18 protein-coding genes and 1 pseudogene are annotated in these 22,548 nt (G+C 35.0%); 6 read left to right on the forward strand and 13 right to left on the reverse strand.

All coding sequences use genetic code 11. From position 1 onward, the window contains the following. Window positions 1–43: 43 nt before the first annotated feature. The 5 genes from ACIQYG_RS09795 to ACIQYG_RS09815 form a co-directional block, all read right to left on the reverse strand. Complete coding sequence (locus tag ACIQYG_RS09795; RefSeq protein ID WP_402837505.1) at window positions 44–1,003, reverse strand: DUF4822 domain-containing protein; 960 nt, start codon at window positions 1,001–1,003, stop codon at window positions 44–46. An 84-nt stretch (window positions 1,004–1,087) separates the two neighbouring features. Continuing rightward, on the reverse strand, window positions 1,088–1,789 hold the full coding sequence (locus ACIQYG_RS09800; RefSeq protein ID WP_402837507.1) for an ankyrin repeat domain-containing protein: 702 nt from the start codon (window positions 1,787–1,789) through the stop codon (window positions 1,088–1,090). A 160-nt stretch (window positions 1,790–1,949) separates the two neighbouring features. After that, the gene (locus ACIQYG_RS09805) at window positions 1,950–2,636 is read right to left on the reverse strand and encodes a response regulator transcription factor (protein WP_402837509.1); all 687 of its coding nucleotides are present in this window, start codon (window positions 2,634–2,636) and stop codon (window positions 1,950–1,952) included. Beyond that, entirely contained in the window at window positions 2,633–4,081 is a 1,449-nt protein-coding gene (locus ACIQYG_RS09810; RefSeq protein WP_402837511.1) for a sensor histidine kinase, read from the reverse strand. Before ACIQYG_RS09810 ends, ACIQYG_RS09805 begins: the two co-directional genes overlap by 4 nt. Window positions 4,082–4,855: 774 nt before the next feature. Then, window positions 4,856–7,114 carry a metallophosphoesterase gene (locus ACIQYG_RS09815; protein WP_402837513.1) on the reverse strand — a complete coding sequence of 753 codons (2,259 nt, stop codon included), beginning with the start codon at window positions 7,112–7,114 and terminating at the stop codon, window positions 4,856–4,858. A 412-nt stretch (window positions 7,115–7,526) separates the two neighbouring features. Between ACIQYG_RS09815 and ACIQYG_RS09820 the strand changes: the two genes are divergently transcribed. Further along, window positions 7,527–7,967, forward strand: a complete 441-nt coding sequence (locus ACIQYG_RS09820) for a DUF2690 domain-containing protein (RefSeq protein WP_402837515.1) — start codon at window positions 7,527–7,529, stop codon at window positions 7,965–7,967. Window positions 7,968–8,477: 510 nt separating this feature from the next. Here ACIQYG_RS09820 and ACIQYG_RS09825 read toward each other — a convergent pair. The 4 genes and pseudogenes from ACIQYG_RS09825 to ACIQYG_RS09840 form a co-directional block, all read right to left on the reverse strand. Further along, a complete protein-coding gene (locus ACIQYG_RS09825; RefSeq protein WP_402837516.1) occupies window positions 8,478–9,038 on the reverse strand; it encodes an HPP family protein in 561 nt (186 codons plus the stop codon). Between the two features lie 175 nt (window positions 9,039–9,213). Next, window positions 9,214–9,738 carry a GNAT family N-acetyltransferase gene (locus tag ACIQYG_RS09830; RefSeq protein WP_402837518.1) on the reverse strand — a complete coding sequence of 175 codons (525 nt, stop codon included), beginning with the start codon at window positions 9,736–9,738 and terminating at the stop codon, window positions 9,214–9,216. Window positions 9,739–9,911: 173 nt separating this feature from the next. Beyond that, window positions 9,912–10,081 (reverse strand): annotated as a pseudogene (locus ACIQYG_RS09835) (zinc-binding dehydrogenase); the annotation flags it as partial. A 540-nt stretch (window positions 10,082–10,621) separates the two neighbouring features. Then, window positions 10,622–10,960, reverse strand: coding sequence for a DUF1360 domain-containing protein (locus ACIQYG_RS09840; RefSeq protein ID WP_402837520.1), 339 nt, complete (start codon window positions 10,958–10,960; stop codon window positions 10,622–10,624). Between the two features lie 180 nt (window positions 10,961–11,140). Between ACIQYG_RS09840 and ACIQYG_RS09845 the strand changes: the two genes are divergently transcribed. After that, entirely contained in the window at window positions 11,141–12,292 is a 1,152-nt protein-coding gene (locus ACIQYG_RS09845; protein ID WP_402837522.1) for a BMQ_0737 family morphogenetic spore coat protein, read from the forward strand. Window positions 12,293–12,613: 321 nt separating this feature from the next. Beyond that, the gene (locus ACIQYG_RS09850) at window positions 12,614–13,048 is read left to right on the forward strand and encodes a M67 family metallopeptidase (RefSeq protein WP_402837524.1); all 435 of its coding nucleotides are present in this window, start codon (window positions 12,614–12,616) and stop codon (window positions 13,046–13,048) included. A gap of 113 nt (window positions 13,049–13,161) precedes the next feature. Here the strand turns inward: ACIQYG_RS09850 and ACIQYG_RS09855 are convergent, their stop codons facing one another. Both ACIQYG_RS09855 and ACIQYG_RS09860 read right to left on the reverse strand, forming a co-directional pair. Continuing rightward, the gene (locus tag ACIQYG_RS09855; RefSeq protein WP_402837526.1) at window positions 13,162–13,890 is read right to left on the reverse strand and encodes a GT-D fold domain-containing protein; all 729 of its coding nucleotides are present in this window, start codon (window positions 13,888–13,890) and stop codon (window positions 13,162–13,164) included. Between the two features lie 41 nt (window positions 13,891–13,931). Beyond that, window positions 13,932–15,173, reverse strand: a complete 1,242-nt coding sequence (locus ACIQYG_RS09860; RefSeq protein ID WP_402837528.1) for a hypothetical protein — start codon at window positions 15,171–15,173, stop codon at window positions 13,932–13,934. Between the two features lie 649 nt (window positions 15,174–15,822). Between ACIQYG_RS09860 and ACIQYG_RS09865 the strand changes: the two genes are divergently transcribed. The 3 genes from ACIQYG_RS09865 to ACIQYG_RS09875 all read left to right on the forward strand — a co-directional run bounded on the left by ACIQYG_RS09865 (window position 15,823) and on the right by ACIQYG_RS09875 (window position 21,712). Continuing rightward, entirely contained in the window at window positions 15,823–19,959 is a 4,137-nt protein-coding gene (locus tag ACIQYG_RS09865) for a hypothetical protein (protein WP_402837530.1), read from the forward strand. A 171-nt stretch (window positions 19,960–20,130) separates the two neighbouring features. Continuing rightward, the gene (locus ACIQYG_RS09870) at window positions 20,131–21,018 is read left to right on the forward strand and encodes a glycosyltransferase family 2 protein (protein WP_402837900.1); all 888 of its coding nucleotides are present in this window, start codon (window positions 20,131–20,133) and stop codon (window positions 21,016–21,018) included. An 82-nt stretch (window positions 21,019–21,100) separates the two neighbouring features. Next, the gene (locus ACIQYG_RS09875) at window positions 21,101–21,712 is read left to right on the forward strand and encodes a class I SAM-dependent methyltransferase (protein WP_402837532.1); all 612 of its coding nucleotides are present in this window, start codon (window positions 21,101–21,103) and stop codon (window positions 21,710–21,712) included. 304 nt (window positions 21,713–22,016) lie between these two features. On the opposite strand, the gene ACIQYG_RS09880 is transcribed toward ACIQYG_RS09875, so the two are convergent. Next, window positions 22,017–22,421 carry a hypothetical protein gene (locus ACIQYG_RS09880; protein ID WP_402837533.1) on the reverse strand — a complete coding sequence of 135 codons (405 nt, stop codon included), beginning with the start codon at window positions 22,419–22,421 and terminating at the stop codon, window positions 22,017–22,019. A 67-nt stretch (window positions 22,422–22,488) separates the two neighbouring features. Then, on the reverse strand, window positions 22,489–22,548 hold the full coding sequence (locus tag ACIQYG_RS09885) for a hypothetical protein (protein ID WP_402837902.1): 60 nt from the start codon (window positions 22,546–22,548) through the stop codon (window positions 22,489–22,491).

Raw genomic sequence — 22,548 nt, forward strand, 5'->3', positions numbered from 1 at the left:
AAAAGGGATTTTGCTATTAATGCAAAATCCCTTTTTTAATATTTTACTTAGTTGATTTTAGTTTCAAATCACCTTCATAAGGTATATGTTCTACTGTTATCGTTATATCTTTTCCCTCTTTATCTTTACCGATTCGTTTATAAGTGAATTTATTTTCATTAAGCTCTGTAAGTTCAAGAACTGCGCCATATTTATTTTCCCCTAGTGAAACATGGGCTCTTATCTTATTTCCGTGAACTACATCGTAATACCCGTAATCACCACGGCTTTCACCGGTTTTAGCATCAAAAAATTCATACTTATTTGTTTTTTCATCATATTTTGCTAGACCTAAATAATTCGAGTTATAGCTTGATACATCATTTCCCTTTTCATCCAATGCCACTGTTCCTTGCCATGGGGTGCTTGATAAAATTTTATCTCCATCAACATCTGTTTCTACGTCCCCTGTGTAAGTTTCCAAATCTTTGTCTGGATCTGTAAAGGAAAGTTCTGTTTCAGTATAAGGAATATGATCAACAAACACCTCTACGTCATTACCCTTAGCATCTTTACCCATTCTTTTATAGGTGAACATATCCTTATTCAGTTCTGTTATTTCAACAACGGCCTGGTAACCCATCGATTCTGAAATTAACACTCGCATCTTCCCATTGGTAATAAAGAAAGTTCCCTTATCTCCACGACTTTCTTTTGTATTTTTATCAAAAAATTCATATCTGGATGTTTCACTGTCATATTTCGCGAGTCCAATAAAGTTAGCATTCTCCTTTGTTAAGTCATTATTATTCTTATCATAAACTTTTGTACCTTGCCAATTCGTGCTACTAAGAATTTTAGTCAATTCCTGTCCTGCTGTTAACTTGTTTTCTTGTTTACTTTCTTTGGCAGTTTGTTCCTGCTTCTGGGCACTATGATTTTCTTGTGCGTTTGTGTTACATCCTGTTAGGGCCAATGTTAATCCAAGTAATATAGATGATGAAATTTTTGCTTTTTTGTTCATTTTTTCGTCTCCTCATATCATATTGTGGTTTTAATTAATTAGTAAGCCAATTGACATTACAAATTGAAAGTATCAGCGATCTGGTTATTTTGCTCCAGCTGTTAGTAAAATCTGTTCAATCTCTTTAAATCCTTTTTCGCGGGCATGTTGTAAAGGGGTCACATTATTATTATCAGGAATGTTGACACCTGCCCCATGATCTATTAACAATTGGACTGTTCGCTGCTGTTTTCCATCACCATTATTTAAAATGATAGCTTCTAGCAAAGCTGTCCAACCGAGATCATTTACATGATTCACATCAATATCAGTTTTAGTTAGGAGTTCTTTAATAACCTCTACATATCCATGTTCCGAAGCAGGGATTAAAGCCGTTCCTCCATAACGGTTGGTTATAGACGGGTCTGCGCCTGCTTCAATTGCAAGTTTAAGTATATCTAGATAACCTTCAGCACCGGCATACAAGAAGGGGGTATTTTTCATGTCATCCTGAATGTTGACGTCTGCACCCGCTTTAATAAGGATTTTTGCAGACTCTACGTCGTTGTTATAAGTCGCAATCATAGTGGCGGTTCGCCCCACCGAATCCTGTGTATTAATATCTGCACCTTGCTCAATCAAACTTCTTATTCTTTCCGTTTCTTTTCGTTCTACTGCTTGAATCAGTAGTTCATTCATTCCCTTTCCTGACCCCTTTTGTTGTTTTTTTGGCTCTCTTTCGCTATCTAAGACACACCCTTGAAGGATGAATAGGCATCCGATGACAATCGTTAGCCGTCTCCACATGAAACACACCATCCTTTCTCAATCCGTCTCCATTATATTAGTGCCTAATATTAAACTCCCTCTAAACAATTTCTTAAAAAATGATTAACTTATTCATAAAGTTTCTTAATGTTTATAAAAAAATCCCGTCACCTTCGTGACGGGTCATAAAACACTCTATTTAAACATTAAAGCGATACCCTGCTCCCCAAACGGTTTCCAAAAATTTAGGATGGGCAGGATTTCTTTCAATTTTTTCACGTAGTTTCCTGATATGGACAGTGACAGTCGAAACATCTGCAGCCGATTCCAAACCCCAAATATTTTCATAAAGCTGCTCTTTGCTTAATACTTGATTCGGATGCATGACTAAAAACACTAAAGTATCGAATTCCTTTGTTGTAAACGGGACCACCTCCCCGTTTATGTGAACCCTGCGTGCTGACTTATCTATTGAAATTCCATGGACATAGATTGAATTAGATTTGGGGTGACTTCCTGATAAACGTTCATAACGCGCTAAGTGTGCTTTCACTCTTGCAACTAGTTCACTTGGACTAAAGGGCTTTGTAATATAATCATCTGCCCCTAGTCCAAGCCCCCGAATTTTATCAATATCTTCCTTTTTCGCGGATACAAGCAAAATCGGGATATTCTTGACAGCACGTATTTGTTTGCATATCTCAAATCCATTCAACCCTGGAAGCATGATGTCCAAAATGATTAAATGATAATTTCCTTGAAGTGCCTGTTGGAGACCTGCATCACCAGTATGTTGAATATCGACACTAAAATCACTAATTTCCAAATAGTCCCTTTGTAATTCAGCAATACTGACTTCGTCTTCAATAAGTAATATCTTTTTCACATTTCCTCACCTTTCTTTATGGAAAAGAAGACACTTGTACCTATTCCTATCTCACTGGTAGCCCAGATATCCCCTCCATGCTCGTCGATAATTTTTTTTGCGATCGCAAGTCCTAAACCACTTCCGCCTGTCAGGGAATTTCTAGATTGCTCAGCACGATAAAAGCGGTTAAAAATATAAGGCAAAGCAGAAGATTCTATTCCATAGCCATTATCTGTGACTTGTACTACTACATCATATAGTCCTTCATGCAGAGAAATGGAAATGTGTTTTTCATCTTTATTCATATACTTTACACAATTGCTGATCAGGTTGGCCAATACGCGTTTCAGTTTCTCTCTATCCGCCGTTACGTATATCGGTTTATTCAGCTGTTGAAGGTCAATCTGGATTCCTTGTTGAAGTAAATCCAATTGAAGTTCTTCTACGTAGTCTTTCAAATATTTATCTAGTCTGAGCGTCTCAAAAGTGAATAGTTCCTTTTTTAAATCCAGCTTGGAAAATAAAAACAATTCATCTATCAATGAATCCATATCTTTTGCTTTTAGGTATACCGTCGATAAATACTTGTCCATTTTCTGTGGGGTGTTTGCTACTCCGTCTTTTATCCCCTCAACATATCCCATAATCGAAGTGATAGGTGTCTTCAAATCATGAGAAATATTGGAAAGTAGTTCTTTGCGATTTTCCTCATACTGAAGCTGAAGGTTTACGGACTCTTTTAACTTTTTTCTCATTTCCTCAAATTCCCTATTCAATTGTCCGATTTCATCATTCGAAGCCGCTTTGATTTCAAAGTTTAAATCTCCTGATTTTATCCTCTCTGCTCCCTCTTTAAGTATTGAGATAGGTTTGATGATGCTTCTTGAAACTAAATAATTTAAAAGTCCAATAATCATTACAAACAGTAATAACAATAGAGCGAATAAAATGGGAAATGACTCCCGAGTCAGCTCGGCATAGGAACTTGCCTTTCTCATTACAAAAATACTTCCTTCACTTTTATCCGAAAAATAAAAATCAAACTTCACATAGGTGAAAAAAGAGTCTTTCATTTTGATTGTGTCCCGTGTATTGATGTTCGTTTCTTCGAAAATGGGAAGTGATTGAACCAAACCTAGCTTATCAAGTGCGGGGGACGCATACTCAATGTTATTACCTTTTCTAACGACAATCTTAATATCTCTATGTTCAAGCTTCTTCAGCTGTTCTTCGTTTAGAAGCTGCTCAGGGTTATTTTTTGCCAAAAGCTTTAAATCGAGAAACACACTTTCTTCTACTGCAGTCAAAGGTTTTTGGAGATAAGAGTTTTTATATAAATGCTCTATCGATTTTACATCACCTGTTATTGCAAAAATAAGTAAAAATCCAGCTGCTAAAAATAAAGTGATGGAAATAAGAATTACGCCAACGTAGGACAACAGAAACCTCATTTTAATTGACAAATATGTTCACCCCGTTCGATCTCTCGTTTTCTCTTATATAGAAAAGTTCACCGTTTATCTGCTGTTCCTGCATATGCATGATAATTTTTCTTTGAACTTAAAAAACATATCACACAAATCTTAAAATTTTCTAAAATACATAGAAAAATCCTAATTCATTTTCGGTCTACAGTTTTTTATTTAAAAAACTCCAGCTTGATTTCAAAAATCCGCTCCCTTTCCGCCGACTGTCTGCCAAGCCGCATCAAAGCAAGCGTCTGTGGGGTCTCGGGTAGCCAGTTTTTCGGCAGGAGTGTCACATATCTTCAATCCATTGGGTTTTCAGTTCATTTAAAACAAAAATCATGCAGTAAAACTAATTCCTTATTCAGTTTTGCCTACAGTTTTTTATTTAAAAACGTTCCCTTGATTTCAAAAATCCGCTCCCTTTCCGCCGACTGTCTGCCAAGCCCCCTCGACGCAAGCGTCTAGCGGGGTCACTGCTAAGGTTGTTTTTGTTAAAATATTTTTTTAACCTACCTTTTATAATAATGAAATTATTTATAAATTATCCAAGAATTATATAAAGCTGCACTTCAGCATTTATTATCTTCACAAAGATACGAAATTAATTTAGCGAAACCTTTATCAAGCACACGGAAAAGACCATGAAGGTTTAATAGTTTACTATTTTTCCAGAGTTTGTGAGACATAGAGAAAAAGCGAACTTCCTCCATAGGGAAAGTCCGCTTTTTACTTATACAAATTTTAAGAAATGCTCATCTGTTCTTCTCATTAATTTGGTGAGACGATCATTTGGTCATCCAATCTAATATCGTCAATCGACCAAAACCAATTATTTTTCGCATTATGCATTCTCCATTGTAATTTAATAGAAGATGCACCTTCAGGAACCTTAATCGATTTAACTTCATACTTATTCAAAACATGTCCATTTTTATTATCAGAAGCAGCTTTATTGTCATAAACGAGAACTTGTTGTTTTACCCCATTATCAAAGATAGCCGTTACTTCAGCTGTTTGCGTTCCTTCTTGTTTATAGTGAGATGCAAATCCTAAGAATAGATCTTTTGCACCATCAACTTTTACAGAAGGGGAAGTTAATGTACTATCAAAAAAGCCTTTTGATGCTGGTGAACCGTTATCATCCCATTCATCAGGATCCGCTACAGCTATAACACCTTGGCCAAGCTCAAATTTGTTCCGATCTTGGTCTTCTGCCTTTGTCCAAAAGTCCTTTGTTGTAAAGCTCCAACCTTGCCACTCCTCTGTACCAGCTGGCATATTCGAGCTATTTGTAACCGACCAGCCGTTAGGAGCTGTATGGCTCCAACCGAGAATGGAACTTGGAATGTTTTCATTCACTGCTGGCTTTAATGCAGACTCTAATTGGTCAAAACTTTCTCCAAGCATCATGTTTACGAATACATTTATATTCTTGGAGCCGATTATTTGGCCGTCCTCGTAAGCACTGATCGTGAATTGTGATGAACCGGAACTTTCCTTACTAGGTGTAGCTTTTATTTGCAATATTTTTTCTTCAGATCCTGAAAGCTCATACTCAAGTTCATTTTGCTCCACACTCCATCCTTCGGGTGCATCAACTTTAATTTTCCCTTTCACACTGCCATTTCCAAAACTTTTCATCTTCACTTGGAGTGTAGTTGATTCTCCTGTCGTTACTAAAGAAGGAGAAGCTTGTGCTGAGACCATTTCCAATGCTTTTGTCTGACCACCAGCCAATAACATCTTTTTACTGCTATTGTTAAATGAATCCAGTGCTTGTACTTTAATTTCATAATCAGTACCTGGCTTAAGTCCAGCTACCGGGAACTCTATATTCTTGGGCACAGGATCATAATAGAATTCAGAAAATGCGGTGAAGTCTGCGTCTAGCTCCCCTGTTTCCTTGTTTTTGGCCGTAATGTGATAAGAATGTACGAGCACGTTATCTTTTGCCTGAGGAAATGTTACATTTAAACTTCTTAGTGTCGATTTTTCTTTTACAATCGAAGCCTTGTCTGTAACTGCAAAAGACGGGGGCAACTGATCTCGGTCGTCTGTATATTTAAATTTATTTTTTTTAGAAGGATTTTTTATTACCCATGGTTTTCCTGTCCAATCGTCTTTATGAAAGTCACGTTTTTTAATGACAACTTCATTATTATAAACTTCTACAAGCATTCCTTGACTAATATCCCTATTTCCTTCTGGATGAAACCCTTGAAGTTTGCCCGGTTCTAATTCCAAATAACTTACAGAAGACGTGCCAACAGACGTAAAGTCTTTTTGATGAATCGTTCTGGGGTCTTCAAGTGGATAATGAGAATGCCCTGAAAATGTAATAACTTGTGGATGTTTCTTTAATGTATCATATAAAAGTTCTTTGTTTTCCTGAGTTCCCCACAAGTCACTTCCATACACAGTGTCTTTAATGTGTTGATGAAGAAAAACAAAGATTGGTTGGTCCGGATTCTCTTTTTCTGCTGCAGCTAACTTTTCACCTAGCCAGTTAATTTGATTAACAGAATATAAACCATGGGTATTCCCATTTTCTGGACTTAACGTAATAAAATCATATCCATTTACTTTTTTATGATAGTAAAGGGAATCCATTCCTGTTTTCTCAAGAAAACGTTCTTGTGCTTTTTCAACGGAAAGTCCATTCCAATAATCATGGTTTCCCATTGTAAACATGGATTGAACATCACCTTGTTTCTTCTCATTATAAATGGAGAAGAACTTATCATATTCAGTAGCGTATCCATAGTCCGTTAAATCCCCAACGACAACAAAAGCATCCTGTTTAGGCGCTGCTTTGTTTAATTGATCCATGGCTGTTCTAAACTTGTTCATATCAGCAGTTGATCCATCATCAATATGTACATCACTGATTACAGGAAAAACGAGCTCCGGCTTACGTTTATTATCTAAATTTGAAGACTCCGAGTATGCTTGTACACTTGATAAAGAAGTTGTTAATCCTAGCGTTACAACTGTCAACATTGCAGCAAATTTATTTTTCGCTTTCAAAATCAATTCCTCCTACTTATCGTTTAGCCCCTTAAAACATGTAATCATTTTACAAAAACACAAAGATCCTCCTTATTTTAAAATTTTTATGGTAATTTCCAATTAAAATAGTAACTTTATATTATTAATAAAATATAACCACCGTGTAATTTATATATTAATAAATCAAAAAAAGGCCTATGGCCAGTATTCACTTTGTTATCGTTTTTCGTATTTGCCTTTGTTTAATCGGAATGGGGTACTTTCCCTTAACTAGGTGATTACCCATAAAATGGTGAAATTTATACAGGTGGTAATTGGTTCCAAAGTACATGGAAACACCAATTTTTGTATGTTAACGTCTAGAAGAAGGAAAGGGGAGAGTATATTATAAAAAAAATATTAAATATTGGCTTGGCAGTAACACTTGTTTTTGGACTGTTTTGCGATTGCACCCACGAATAAAACTTATGCCCTATCCTATGATAATACAAATCCTTATTCAACAGGCTGTGTGAATAAAAGTCCAATCACCTATGAAACAGAATATATTTATAAAAACGGTGTGAAAATTGGATATGCACAGCTAAAAGGAAGTGCGTATTGTCATACAGCTTGGGGATACTTAAAGTTTTATTCTGCTGCTCCGTACGATTATTATGCAAATGTTTGGGTGGATAGTTTTAATGGCACGACCAAGAGAGCATTTACAAGTTGTGCTAGTTCCGGTGGTAACGGTTGGCTAATGAAAGGTCAGACGTCCTGTTATACTGCACAATTATGGAATTTAGATCCATATAATGCTTTGGCAAAAGCAGGTATTTATTCTCCAAGTGGGGCTCTCATTATTTCTGCGAACACCGGTGGTTATTAATAGGTTATAAAAGGGGTCCTGACAGCAATTAATGCGTCTATAACAGCGATTCCCTATTGCTGATTTTATTGACAAAAGGCATTCGGAAATAATTCATTCCGAATGCCTTTTATGAATTTAATCGCATACCATGCTTTTTTGCATCAGCGAAAATACGGCAGCGAGCTTAATAGATAATTTTTAGGTAACTACTTAGTTTGAACCAAGACAATTTCGTCAATAATCGGAATCTCTCTTATTAATAAAGATAAAAGATTTTCTTCGATTGTATTGTCGATTATAAGAATCTTCTATTACTGGTCCAGACATGAACGTTCACCTTTTTTACAGGGATTTTACCACTGCCCATAAAGGCTTTAGCAAATCATTATCATACGGCATTTTTATGTAAAAAGATGGATAATCAACTCTTTTAAAAAAAAGCAGCTCCCTGCTTACTGAAGTGAGGCAGTTAGCTCAATAAGCGATGACCCATAAAACAGTCACATATAAAAGTATGTGATATAAATTTCATAACCAGTGTTTTGGATATTGTCTTGTTTGAAATAAATTATTATAAATCATCGATATAAAAACTAATAAGAAGGTACCTATAATAATTGAAGTCAGGAATCCCCAACCAACTTGAGAATTGACCGAAACAAGGGCACTAGCTGCTGCAGGAGGATGAACAGTTTTTGTAAGAGTCATTATAATTAATACAATGGCCAATACTAGGCCGATAATGAATAAGCTTTTACCAAAGATGCTCCAAATGATAAGAGCTATCGTTGTGGAGATTATATGTCCTCCAATAACATTACGGGGTTGTGACAAGAGACTTTTATGGGCACCAAAAACAATGACACAGCTCGCCCCAAGAGGAGCTAATGCCATAGGATATCCTAAATAAACAGCTATAAAACTAATAATGATTATTGCAATGAGCCCACCTATAGCTGAAACAATGGAATCTATATAATCAACTCTGTCCTTTTCTCTAGCTTCGCCCTTCATTTTCTTTAAATATGCTGTTAAGCCTATGTTTTGTTGATTGCTCCAACTTTTTTCAACACTTTTTTCTAATTCCATAATTTATTTTTTCCTCACGTATTCTAAGTAAGTCGACAAGTCGACAGGGTTTTTATATATTGTTATCTTACAGGAAAACCATGAATTTTTAAATATATATCTGAATTTCCATTTTTGCATCTCAAAAACACCTATGTCTGTGAACCTATCATTTTCCTTGGCAAACCTTTAGGCTTTACCGTAAAAGAGAGTATAGATAAGTATCAAATGAAACATCATTTTGGTACAAATAATTTCTCAATATCCCTTCTTTTTTGAAACCTAAATTTGTCAACAACTTATTGGATGCTTTATTTTCGATAAAAACAATTGCTCCAATGCGCGTTAATTCAAGCTCTTTAAAACCATAAGAAATCACCTTACTGACAGCTTCTGTTGCATAACCGTTACCCCAATATTTTGGGAAAAGCGCATAGCTCAGTTCTGCTCTTTTATGTTCTTGAGACCATTCTTGAAATCCAATCGTTCCAATGATGCCATCCTTCCCTTTCAATTCAATTCCCCATTTGATTCCATGTCGTTCTTCGAAATTCTTTGAAAACTTCTTAATCAATTTCTTCACCTGATCTGTATTTGTTAATGGAGTTTGCCCATAATATCTTAATACATCTGGATTGGAAAAACATTTTAATATATCTGCTGCATCACCTTCAGCCATTTCTCTCAGGACCAACCGTTTTGTTTCTAAAATCGGAAACATTTTTCCACTCCCTTTGCTATAACTAGATCTATTTCGTTCCAAAAACGCACCTCAATAACAACCTTACGAAATGCCTCTTCCATTTTTAAAAAAGGTCAACCAGTATACCTGCTGACTTTATACCTTAAGAACACACCCCTTAGCTTTATAAGTGCTTGGTTGTTTCAGCAGGATTATCTATTATATTCCATAGTTATTACGCATTTCCCTTCTTGCGTCCTTTCTCTACATACCTATGGGCTTGAACTAATTCTTCAAACGCATAACATCTGTCAATGACCACTTTTAACTTCCCTGCTTCAACAAGTTCCTTGAGGAAGTTTAGAGCTTCGGGGATTTCAGGTGAGCTTGGAATCAAGTGGCGATAAGTACCTTCCTGAGAATTCCCTGTACTTGATCCCATTTAATATTAATCTATCTTCATCTTTTGTATGGAGAGTTCAAGCATGTTTTACAGGAGATACTGTGTTCCAAGAACAGGTTTTATCCCTGTTTTCAGCGGGTCAAACTGGCTAAAGATTTCTTCGGCATCACATGCCTAATAATCGGCTCACCTGCATGATTTCGGCCGACAACTTTTTTTATTGAAGTTTTACTCCAATTTATATTTCCATTTCAATTCCTATTATTATAAGAAAAAATCCATTCGTATCGAATGGATTTTAATCAATCGTGCTTCCCTGATGCTTAACAATAAAAATTAATTCCTCTCTTGTACTTGCTATCAATCTACAACAGTTTTAGATTGATTTTGATCTAAAACCTAAGAATATATAAGCCTCTCTGTCCATGAAGCACTTTTATGATGTTCAGCATATATTATTATTCTGAATATCAAATTACATAAAGTTCATTATGCTTTTATTTGTCTCCCCCGACACTTTCATGTTTTAGATTCAATAAAAGCGGCAGCTCCAGCAACAGCAAAGACCACTATGATTGGAAAAACAGCAGGAAAATAATAATAAGTAAGTACAGTAATGAGGGAACACCAAAACCCTACACACCAATAACAACTTAAAAGCGAACCAATGAAATAACGAAGTCCTGATCCTTTTATTTCAATGATTTCCTCCAGTTGTCCTGAGGCATTTTCTTGGATGGTGGCAGTCAAGAAAGGTTTTCTGATGAATGAAGTGATTTCGTCAAATACAATTAAATGAGTTAACCGGAAGGTAGCCAATATTAAAATAAAAAAATCAAGCCATTCGATAGCCAACACCTATTCACCTCCTAATCTTTCTTTTCATATTTTATGATTTGGATTTTGATTATATAAATATACATTTATAAATCCATAAAATTTTATTAGCCCATTTTCTAAGAAAAATGTACCCATAAAAAGATATCCCCATAGTATGTTAATGTGTTCAAAACCTGATACTGAAGGGAAAGATGTTTGATGAAAAAAAGGAACGTCAAATCTATTCAGGGCCGACAAGTGGTACCGAACCCCATCGGACCTGAATGTATTCGTGTTACAAAAGTATATGACTGGGTTGTTCTAACAAATCGTGATCGCAATAAAGTTCAAATACCTGAGGAATGCTTTGCAGCAATTGAAGATGCACGTCATGATGGTAACACCATAACAGCTACTTGTTCGGAAGTAGTTGGTACACGAAGCTGTGATTTTATCGGAGCCATTCCAGCTAACATTCCTAGTGTTCCAGGGGCCCAAATTGTTTCCCTTGCCTTCCATGTCCATATCCGCGTTCAATTCTTTTGCAATGGAGAACCACTACCAGGTTGTAATTTCGTAGTACCTGTTAGTTTCATGGATGAAGTAATCCTATGTTTCCCAGAGGGAACAGAAATCAACTGTAATATTTTCGATGTTCAATGTACAGTTGTTTTAAATCAAATGCTTGGTGATATGGTTGTACTTGATGTGACCATGTGTAAAGATGTTCAAGTTGAGGCTGAGGTTAAGCTAGAAGTCGAGGCTAAGTTCTGTGGACCACGTCCTGTCATCCCAATTCAAGAAGAAGGGGTCGTGTGCCCAACACCACGATTCCCGCAACAATGCCCAACCTTCTTCCCTACATTGAACTGCGACTGCCAAGGTTCAGCAGACTTTACTGGCGAAGCATCCATCCTTGTATTTGAGGACGGTCTAGGAGGTCCAACAACAGGAAACTTAGATTTGACTGCTCTAGTTTGTGACCAATGTACCCTTTCTGGTAGCAGGATTCAAGTTACCTACATCGATACATTAGGACCTACTCCTACTCCAACTGGAACCCCAGATGCTGATATTGACCAAAGCTTCACGTTTACAGCCAATGACTTTAACCAGCCTACATGTGTTACAGATCCTGTTACTGGATTAGTAACTGGGCTTACTGTAACTGGTACCGGTATAATAACACCAGCCGGAGGTGTACCAGAAAATGCGACATTCACACTAACTCTAACTGATGCTGATCCTTTAGGAGATGCTGCTACACTTTTAATAACTGGTGCAACTTCAACTGTTACTATTGCTCTGACAGATGCAGCTAACCCTGCATTAGAGGTTGAAGTAGGAGATTGCGAACGTTTCCCTGTATAATACTAAAAACCCGAGGGATATTCATCTCTCGGTTTTTTTTTGTAAAGAAACTTGGGTAAGTCCAATTCCATCATTTACTTCAACACTTAGTAAATGTATCCCACATTTTAGGCCACCCATTTATTAATTATTAGGTTACATAAAGATTCATGTTTTCATATTTATAGAGCATACCTATAAAAGGAGAGAAAAAAATGGCATCTGATAAGCTAAGACGTAAAGTAAGAAGAAAATTAGGAATGCCTAACCCGCAGTCCCAACAACATCAGTTAATCACTCCCTCTGCCCTCCAGGTTCGGCCAGTACGAGCAAAAGGTTGCTGTGGAAAAAACAAATGATCCAGGTTTAACATTCGGTACTTTTTACATGACCAATCATGTTAGGCAAAAAATGATTTCTCATTGCAAACGAGAGCTTCCTATTGAAGCATGTGGACTGCTTTCAGGGGAAAATGGGATTGCAGAAACAATTTGGCCAATGGAAAATGTCAATAGGAGCTCCTTTTCCTACTCGATGGATTTAGATCAAATTCGTCATGTATTTGAACTTATCGATAGGAGGAATGAAGACTTTATTGGCATCTACCATTCCCACCCAACAGATGCTGCTTATCCGTCAGAAGGAGATATTACTTTAAATAACTACCCAGAGGTAGGTCACCTTATTATTTCTTTTGCAAACTCGACCCCTGAATTAAAATGTTTCCAATTAACAGGAAAAAAAGTCTTTCCGATACAATTAAAAGTCGTAAACTGAATTTAGTAAATAAGATACTCGCACCTCTTCCTTATGAATTCAAGGTTGAATCTGCGAGTATTATTTTTTTCTTTATTTCCCTATAATGATTAAATTAGTTTTTGTATTCCTATTTAGGAAAACTGATCATTCCACTTTTTTACTAGGTCGGAAAGTTTGTATTCTTTTCCATCAATAATCATATCAAGGGCATGACCGAAATCAATGGCAACCTTCTGGGTCAATTTTGCAATTCTTGGAGCTAAAATGGTTGCCGGGATCCCGGCGGAAATTAACGCTATTTCCCATTCCTGATCAGACTGTAGCTCATTTTGTACTCTATTTAACTCTTCATACCCATTTAAATCTATACTGCCAGTAATTTGTACGCCTTGTTCTTTAAAAACGATTTCTGCTTCTTTTGAACGGCGTCCAACAAGAAAAACCTTCTTATTACTCAGCCAGGGCCATAATGTCCCCTCGTCCAAGAGGCTCTGCATGATCCAAGCACAACAAGCTTTCGAAGGCATGAACTTCAGTTGTTGAAGTACAGTTCGGGTTTGTTTTGCCCAAGGATCCAGCCGCCAAGGAGCTATCAAACCAGCAATATCAGTATCCCGCAATGACTTGACCAATTCCCTCCTGATTATCTCTGGTGCATTGGATACTCCCGCATAAGATACATAGCGTTTGAATTCCTGTACAAATAATCCATTGGCTGGATAGCTTAAATAGCTTATTTCTCCGATTCCAAAACGAGCAAGAGAAAAGCCTTTATTCTGTTTTATCGCTTGGTCCAATAATTCTATCACTTTCATATTATCTAATAAGGATTTCTCATAGTGATAATTCCCATCAACCACCCCATTCCACCCCCGGTATGCTCTGCCATTAAACCTTTACCTTATTGTTTCTTCGTTAATAATAAGGAAATTTGATTGCTTGAACTGATTTCCAGATCTTGTTCTTTAAAAAACACAAAAGCCTCTACACGAATATTGCTGTTTTCTTCAGGTTGAAGGACGCTTATTTGTAAGTTAGTTAAAGATTCTGTTTGCCTAGGGTTTATATTTTTAGATTGAATTGGACATATCCAGGTTTCACCTCTCTCCATTTCCTCAAACCATTCATCATTCATATATTTCCACCCTTTTGTTTCTTCATTTTTCATTACCCCTAAAGTTTCGGCAACATTGGGAGGCAATATTTGCCCAGATATTTTTATACTTTCTGAAGGGCTGGAACGCAAGCAGATAACTGGATTCCGCAAAATTTCCGTACCTATATTTTTAATATGAAGATTTCCAATAAGCTTGATTTTGTTACGTTCTTCAAGTTCTTCAATAAAAATATGATAATCTAAAAAAACTTCCGCTTCTTTTCTTTCAGTAATAGTTGGTTTCTTTAATAAAAACTTTTTCTTTTCTGGTAACCTTTTTTCTTTTTGCATGGCAGGCTCTAAATTTATCTCAGTATTTTCAGAATGAACAAACATGTTTGAGAAAATTTCAATTGGAACTAATGACAAAACAGATAAAGGCGAACTTTCGTGAAATCTAGCCAATATTCCTATTGTTATGGACATCGCATATTTCTCACCAAGTTTTTCCCAAAAATCTTCACCCTTAATAAGAGGATACATAATCTGTATATTGATAAAAGGGTTATTTGCGCTTCTGACTACCTCATTAGATTTGAATTTTGTTCCAGTTCTTGTACATTCATAATGAAAAATATCCAATAACTTTTTATTAGCTGATTTCGAATTATGGATTAATTCAAGAATGGGCTCTTTTATTCCTGGAATTTCAAAGAGTGAAAAGTATACATGAAAATCAGCCCTTTCTGATTCCTCCTTTTCATCTATAAGTATCACCTTTGCCCCACATGCAGATAGGAAAGTTTGAATATACTCCAGCACCTTCCTTTCTAGAAGGTGCTTTCTAAAGGTGTTGTATTTAACATCATAGTCGGAAGAAATGACAATTCTTTTACCATGCAATGCAGAACTTAACTGTACCTTCTTATTTTCAGTATCTGGCTGCACATCAAAACCCAATTCCCTGAAAAGATAAGTAAATGCCGGGAGAGACTCATAGGGGATGGCTCCTGCCCTTTTATCCCCAACTTCTACTTTAATATCCATTTATGTATCCCCCTTTATGTTAATCCTGGTAACAGATTTACTATTCAAAAGGATTAAATACTACCGTTCGGCACTTTTCTCACAACCCTTATACCACCCAATATTTATAATATGTAAGAGTAATGAAGAAATGATAAAGAATACACTTAGCAGACTCTAATTGCTTGTGTAAGTTTGTATATACAATATTAAAAGGAAATGCAGTGCCTCCATCCATGTAAATTCTTAAGGATTTTATGAGGGAATCAAAAAGGGGATAAATATAATCACCAATTTGAAATACGGTACATATAACTATTATGGAATCATTTATAAAGGGATCAGTATTTGATTAAAACCAGTCACATGAATATTGAAAAATTGAAATCAAAGATTATTCGGTCAAGATGATCATTTTATGAGGAGGAATTTTCTTTTGTCTACCTTACCCCTTCAATGATTTGGATGTCACTGTGTTCCTAATCTTGAAGCAATACAACACTCTCACGAACGGTACTCCACACCCATAAAAATCTTGATAAACATCTCCGCATAGGAACTTCTTGGTCATTTACAGTCGCTCAATCTCATCCTGTCTAATTGATTCCTTATTAGTAATGGCCGGAGATTGCCGCCTGTCACACGTGATCAAAAATAAGGAGTGGTTATTTTGTACACAGATGATGAAAAAGGCAATGAAATACAAAAAAGTAAATTGAATAAAATAACTCCAGTTCAACTTCAGCAAATGATCATTCATCTTAGATCTGAACTTTCCCTATACAAATCAAAAGTCAATGAATACGAAGTCGATTATAGTAAAAAGAAAATAAGAAAATTAATAAAACAAAATGAAGAAATGATAAATGAACAAAGAACATATCAAGACCTAATCAATCGGAAGGAACATGAAAGGAAGAATGTAGAAACCAAAGTTCAGAAATTGGAAGAAGAAATTAAGAAATATAAGGCCGAACTACAGTACTTTAAGGAAACCAAAACAAACGACGAAAAGAAAAAAAATGACATAAAAACTCTTGGAGATAAGAATAAATTATTACAAAGTGAAATTGCTTCTCTTCAAAAGAAAGTTCAAGAATATGAGTCTGCTCAAAAACAAAATGTTAAAAATGAGGAATTTAAAAGCCATGATGGTTTTCAAAAAATGGCGGATGGGCTTACAGAGGTGAAATCACTTCTTGCTCCAGTAAATAAAAAAATAACTAATTTAGATGTACAAAGCATAAATTTAGAGATTGAGAAATTAGTTGAAAAAGTTATGTTTTATTTTCACGAGCAAAATATTTTCAAAAATGAAATTCAAGAGTTAAAAGGAACCATTAATTCTCTCAACGAAAAAGAAATGAATTATATAAATGAAATGAATCAGCTTACTAAAACCATTGATCTTTTATACGATCAAGAAAAGCAATATAAAGTGGAGATTAATAAGTTTGAAAAAGCACTTTCAGATAAGGAAGAACAACATAAAAAAGATATAAAAAAATATAAACATGAAATTGATAATTACATTTCTAAGATTGGCCAGCTATCCGAACAGGAAAGTCAATATAAAGTGGAGATTAATAAGTTTGAAAAAGCACTTTCAGATAAGGAAGAGCAACATAAAAAAGATATAAAAAAATATAAACAGGAAATTGATAATTACATTTCTAAGATTGGCCAGCTATCCGAACAGGAAAGTCAATATAAAGTGAATATTGAGAATTTGGAACAGGTGATTACCGATCTAAGGGAAAAAGAGCACTACCATCAACAAGAAATCAATCAGTTAAATCAAACGATCAGTGTTGTATCTGAACAAGAAAATAAATATAAAGCGGAGATTGAAAGTTTAGAAAAGGCCATGATCGAGCTTTCCGAAAAGGAAGAGCAGCAGAAACAAGTTATCGAAAGCTTTAAACATAAAATTGAAAATTATACTCAAATAATCGGCCAGCTATCAGAACAGGAAAGTCAATATAAATTGGAGATTGAAAGTTTAGAAAAAGCTATGATCGAGCTTTCCGAAAAGGAAGAGCAGCAGAAACAAGTTATCGAAAGCTTTAAACATAAAATTGAAAATTATACTCAAATAATCGGCCACCTTTCCGAAAAGGAAAGTCAATTTAAGGTGGACATTGCAAATTTAGAACAGATGATTTCCGAGCTAAATGAAAAAGAGCACTACCATCAACAAGAAATCGATCAGTTAAATCAAACGATCAGCGATGTATCCCAACAAAAAAATAAATATATAGTGGAGATTGAAAATTTAGAGAAAGCCATGTTCGAGCTTTCTGAAAAGGAAAAGCATCATATACAGATTATCGACAAGTTTAAACAGGAAATTGAAAATTATACTCAAACGATCGACCGCCTATCCGAACAGGAAAGTCAATATAAAGTGAACATTGAGAATTTGGAACAGTTGATTTCCGAGCTAAAGGAAAAAGAGAACAGCCATCAACAAGAAATCAATCAGTTAAATCAAACGATTAGCGTTGTATCCCAACAAGAAAATAAATATAAAGTGGAGATTGAAAGCTTAGAAAAAGCCATGATTGAACTTTCCGAAAAGGAAAAGCAGCAGAAACAAGTTATCGACAACTTTAAACAGGAAAATGAAAATTATACTCAAATGATCGACCACCTATCGGAACAGGAAAGTCTATATAAGCTGGACATTGCAAATTTAGAACAGTTGATTATAGATTTAAAGGAAAAAGAAAACTACCATCAACAAGAAATCGATCAGTTAAATCAATCGATTAACGCTGTACCCCAACAAGAAAATAAATATAAAGTGGAGATTGAAAGCTTAGAAAAAGCCATGATTGAACTTTCCGAAAAGGAAAAGCATCATATACAAGTTATCGAAAACTTTAAACAGGAAATTGAAAAATATAATCAAACGATCGACCACCTAACCGAACAGGAAAGTCATTACAAAGTGAACATTGAGAATTTGGAACAGATGATTTCCGACCTAAAGGATAAAGAGAACTACCATCAACAAGAAATCGATCAGTTAAATCAAACGATTGCCCTTGTATCCCAACAGGAAAATAAATATAAAGCCGAGATTGAAAGTTTAGAAAAAGCCATGATCGAACTTTCCGAAAAGGAAGAAAAGCAGAAACAAGTTATCGACAACTTTAAACAGGAAATTGAAAAATATACTCAAATGATCGGCCAACTATCGGAACAGGAAAGTCAATATAACGTGGAAATTGCAAATTTAGAACAGATGATTATAGATTTAAAGGAAAAAGAGAACTACCATCAACAAGAAATCGATCAGCTAAATCAAACGATTAGCGTTGTATCCCAACAAGAAAATAAATATAAATTGGAGATTGAAAAATTAGAAAAAGCCATGATTGAACTTTCCGAAAAGGAAAATCATCATATACAAGTTATCGACAAATTTAAACAGGAAATTGAAAATTATACCCAAACCATCGACCACCTATCCGAACAGGAAAATAAATATAAAGCCGAGATTGAAAACCTAGGGCAAATGATTATTGATTTTAAAGAAAATGAAGATAACCATCAACAAGAAATCGAACAATTAAATCAATCGATTGCTCTTTTTTCAGGACAAGAAAATAAATATAAAGCCGAGATTGAAAACCTGGAGCAAATGCTTATTAATTTCAAGAAAAATGAAGATAACCATCAACAAGAAATCGATCAGTTAAATCAAACGATTGCTCTTGTTTCGGAGCAAGAAAATAAATATAAAGCCGAGATTGAATATTTAGAACAGACGATTATCAATTTAAAGGAAAATGAAAGTCAACATCAACAAGAAATCGATCAGTTAAATCAATCGATTGCTCTTGTTTCGGAGCAAGAAAATAAATATAAAGCGGAGATTGATAATTTAGAAAAGACGATTAACAATCTAAAGGAAAATGAAAATCAACGTCAACAGGAAATCGATCAGTTAAATCAAACGATCGCTTTTGTTTCGGAGCAAAAAAATAGATATAATGCCGAGATTGAAAACCTAGAACAAATGATTATAAATTTTAAGGAAAATGAAAATCAACAACAACAAGAAATCGATCATTTAAATAAAACGATTGCCCTTGTTTCAGAGCAAGAAAATAAATATAAAGCGGAGATTGATAATTTAGAAAAGACGATTATCAATTTAAAGGAAAATGAAAGTCAACATCAACTGGAAATTAAGACCTTAACCGAATCCATAACAGATTTAACAGATAAAGAAATTAATTATTTGCAAAAAATAGAAATTATGAATAAAACAGTAAATGATCAAAAAGAAAAAGAAAGACATGATAAAGATGAACGAACAAAATATATAACACAACGAGAAAAAAATAATAAGCAAGCAACAGGAAAAATGGAAAAACCTTTCAATAATAATGGAATACAACAACAAGTTGGAAATACTCGTGTTAATATGGGAAATTTCAATTCGCCAAATAACAAAGAAGTAATTAATCAACCAAGTGCGTTTCGATTCTCGAATGAAACAAACCAACAAAAAAATACAACCCAAAATTTTAATATGCAAACATCACATTGTCAAACACACTTTACCCTAAATAAACCGAGTTACACAGAAATTGATAGAGCACAACAAAATTATAATTCCGGGATCATGTCATCGTATCAGAAAAAAGATTACCAAGATACTAAATTTAAAAACTCTAATACAGATTCATTTTCATTAGATATGTTTTATAAAAATCATCCTTTATATAATTTACATTCTGGAGCGCAAAAAACAGCGATTGATCCCTTTAAGAATTTTAGAAAGCGTCAATAAAAACCTATATTTAGAGTATATATACACTCACTTTAACTCATTGAACTATAAACAGAAACTTAATTACCACTTTCAACCGAAAGATCAAGGATTGTGATAATCCCCCGTTTAAAATTAATATCACAGTCCTTGAATTTTTCTTAATAATGAAAAATCGTTACAAAAGGAGAGATAAATGAAGTGAAAAATCATCCTTTAATTTCAATAATTTTTCCAGCCAAAAATGAAGGGGAAAATGTGAAAAACACTCTCGATTCATTATTTTCTGTTGATACAAATTATCCCTTCGAAGTGATTATTATAAACGATGGATCATCAGATGATTGCTGCGATTTTCTTAAAACGTATAATCACGCAAACCAGGTTAAACTTTTTGAAACAGATGGCATAGGAGCTGCAAACGCACGTAATTTAGGAGCAACGAAAGCTTCGGGAGAATTTCTGATTTTTTGCGATGCCCATTTACAGTTTGAAGATTTATGGATCGATCATATTGTAGAGCCCCTGCTTACAGGAAAATCTGATGCAGTAACCCCAGCAATCGCTTCGTTTGGCAATTCCGATTTCATTGGCTATGGTCAGACCTTAAAGTCAAACCTTAGAATCAAATGGAACTCTAAACAAAATGGTCTCTTTGAAACTGCTGTATTACCCGGAGGATGTTTTATTATCCCAAAAAGAGTGTTTGAAGATGTGGGCGGATTTGAAACGGGATTTAAAACTTGGGGACATGAAGATGTAGAACTTTCTATTAAGTTATGGCTGTTCGGATTTCGCTGCCACGCGCTGCCTGATGTAAAAATAATCCATTTATTCAGAAAAACTCATCCCTATGAAGTTAGCTATGATGAAGTTTACTATAATTTATTAAGGATGGCATACTCACATTTTAATACTCATCGCATACAAAAGTGCAAAAAACTTATGATCCATGTAAAAGCAAACCCTATTGAATCCCAAGTGCTCCTTGATGGAGTTAAAAAGCAGAGACGGGCTTACTTTCAAAAACGAAAATATGATGATGATTGGTACTTTGCCAAATTCAATATAGTTTTCTAGATTTTACAGATCGTCCTTTCAAATCATGTCGTTTTTTTAATTCCTTTCTAAATTAACAAAATGATGAAAGGTGAGAATGTAAATGAAAGAGCTATTTACAAATATTTATAAGAAAAACAGGTGGAGAAATTCTGAGTCTGTATCTGGTACGGGTTCAACACTTACTCAAACCAAAACACTCATTCAGGAATTACCAAGCATAATAAAACAACTTCAGATAAAAAAAATGATAGATGCACCATGTGGTGATTTTAATTGGATGAAAGAAATATACAAAAATACAGAATTATATATTGGGATTGATATCGTCGATGAGATAATAAAAAGAAATAAAAAAAAATATCCATTAAACAATGTACAGTTTTTTCATATGGACATTACAAAAGATCGTCTACCTACAGGTGATTTAATCCTCTGTAGAGATTGTCTCGTACATTTTAGTTTTTCTGATATTCATTCAGCTTTAAACAATTTTAAAGCAAGCCAGTCGAGGTATTTATTAACGACTACATTTACAAACCATTTGTGTAATCATGAAATAAGAACAGGAAGCTGGCGCCCTCTTAATCTAGAGATTGAGCCATTCAACTTTCCAAAACCTATCTTGATTATTAATGAGAATTGTACGGAAGGAGAAATGAATTTTGCTGATAAATCACTAGCTTTATGGGATATGAATCTAATCAATTTTTAAAATCTATATTTCTACTTCCGCTTACGCATGATATTATCCCCTTAGTTAGACTGTATAAAAAGCCCTTGAAATAACATGGATGTTAAACAACTGCTTGGATAGATCTTATTTTGCCTAAAAAAGGGGATACATATCAATTTTTTTCCAAGGAATTTAAGATACAGGTTGTACAAAGTTATTTGTATAATGAGGGTATCCAACTGATTGGTGCGGAAATATTAAAATACAGACGGCTTTTCGGACTTAAGCTGGATAAAGCACTGTACCGAACAAAGGCATAACTAAACCCCTTGTAAGGACTTCCTCATATGCACCCGATAGGATAGTAGTTGTGCCTTTTGGTAAGCCTTCCCCTTTTTTCTTCATGCCCCCATTCTGCCACCTCAGCAGAATGGGGGCATGTCTTCAACGAAGCCATATTCATACATTTTTCACAGTAAAAGCTATGTTCAAAAAACAATGATTTAATACCTATTTCTTTAGGGTCAAACTGGTTGAAAACTTCTTGTGCATCATACGTTCCATAATAGTTTCCTACCCCAGCATGATCACGGCCGACAAAAAAGTGTGTACAACCATAATTCTTTCGAACAAGCGCATGAAAGACCGCTTCCCTTGGGCCGGCATAACGCATAGCGGCTGTATAAATTGCAAGTCGGACCCAGTCCAATGGATAGTAATATTTTAATAAAATTTGATAGCTTTCCATCCGGACATCTGCTGGTATACATCCTTTTTCGTTTCACCCACAAGAGGATTCACTATTCATGAGCCCGTTACACTGGATTTCTGGTTTGAAATCCGTCTACAGTACTCCAACCTAATTCGTTGAACAT

This window comes from Peribacillus sp. NPDC096622, from assembly GCF_044762665.1.
Classification (GTDB): Bacteria; Bacillota; Bacilli; order Bacillales; family DSM-1321; genus Peribacillus; species Peribacillus frigoritolerans_B.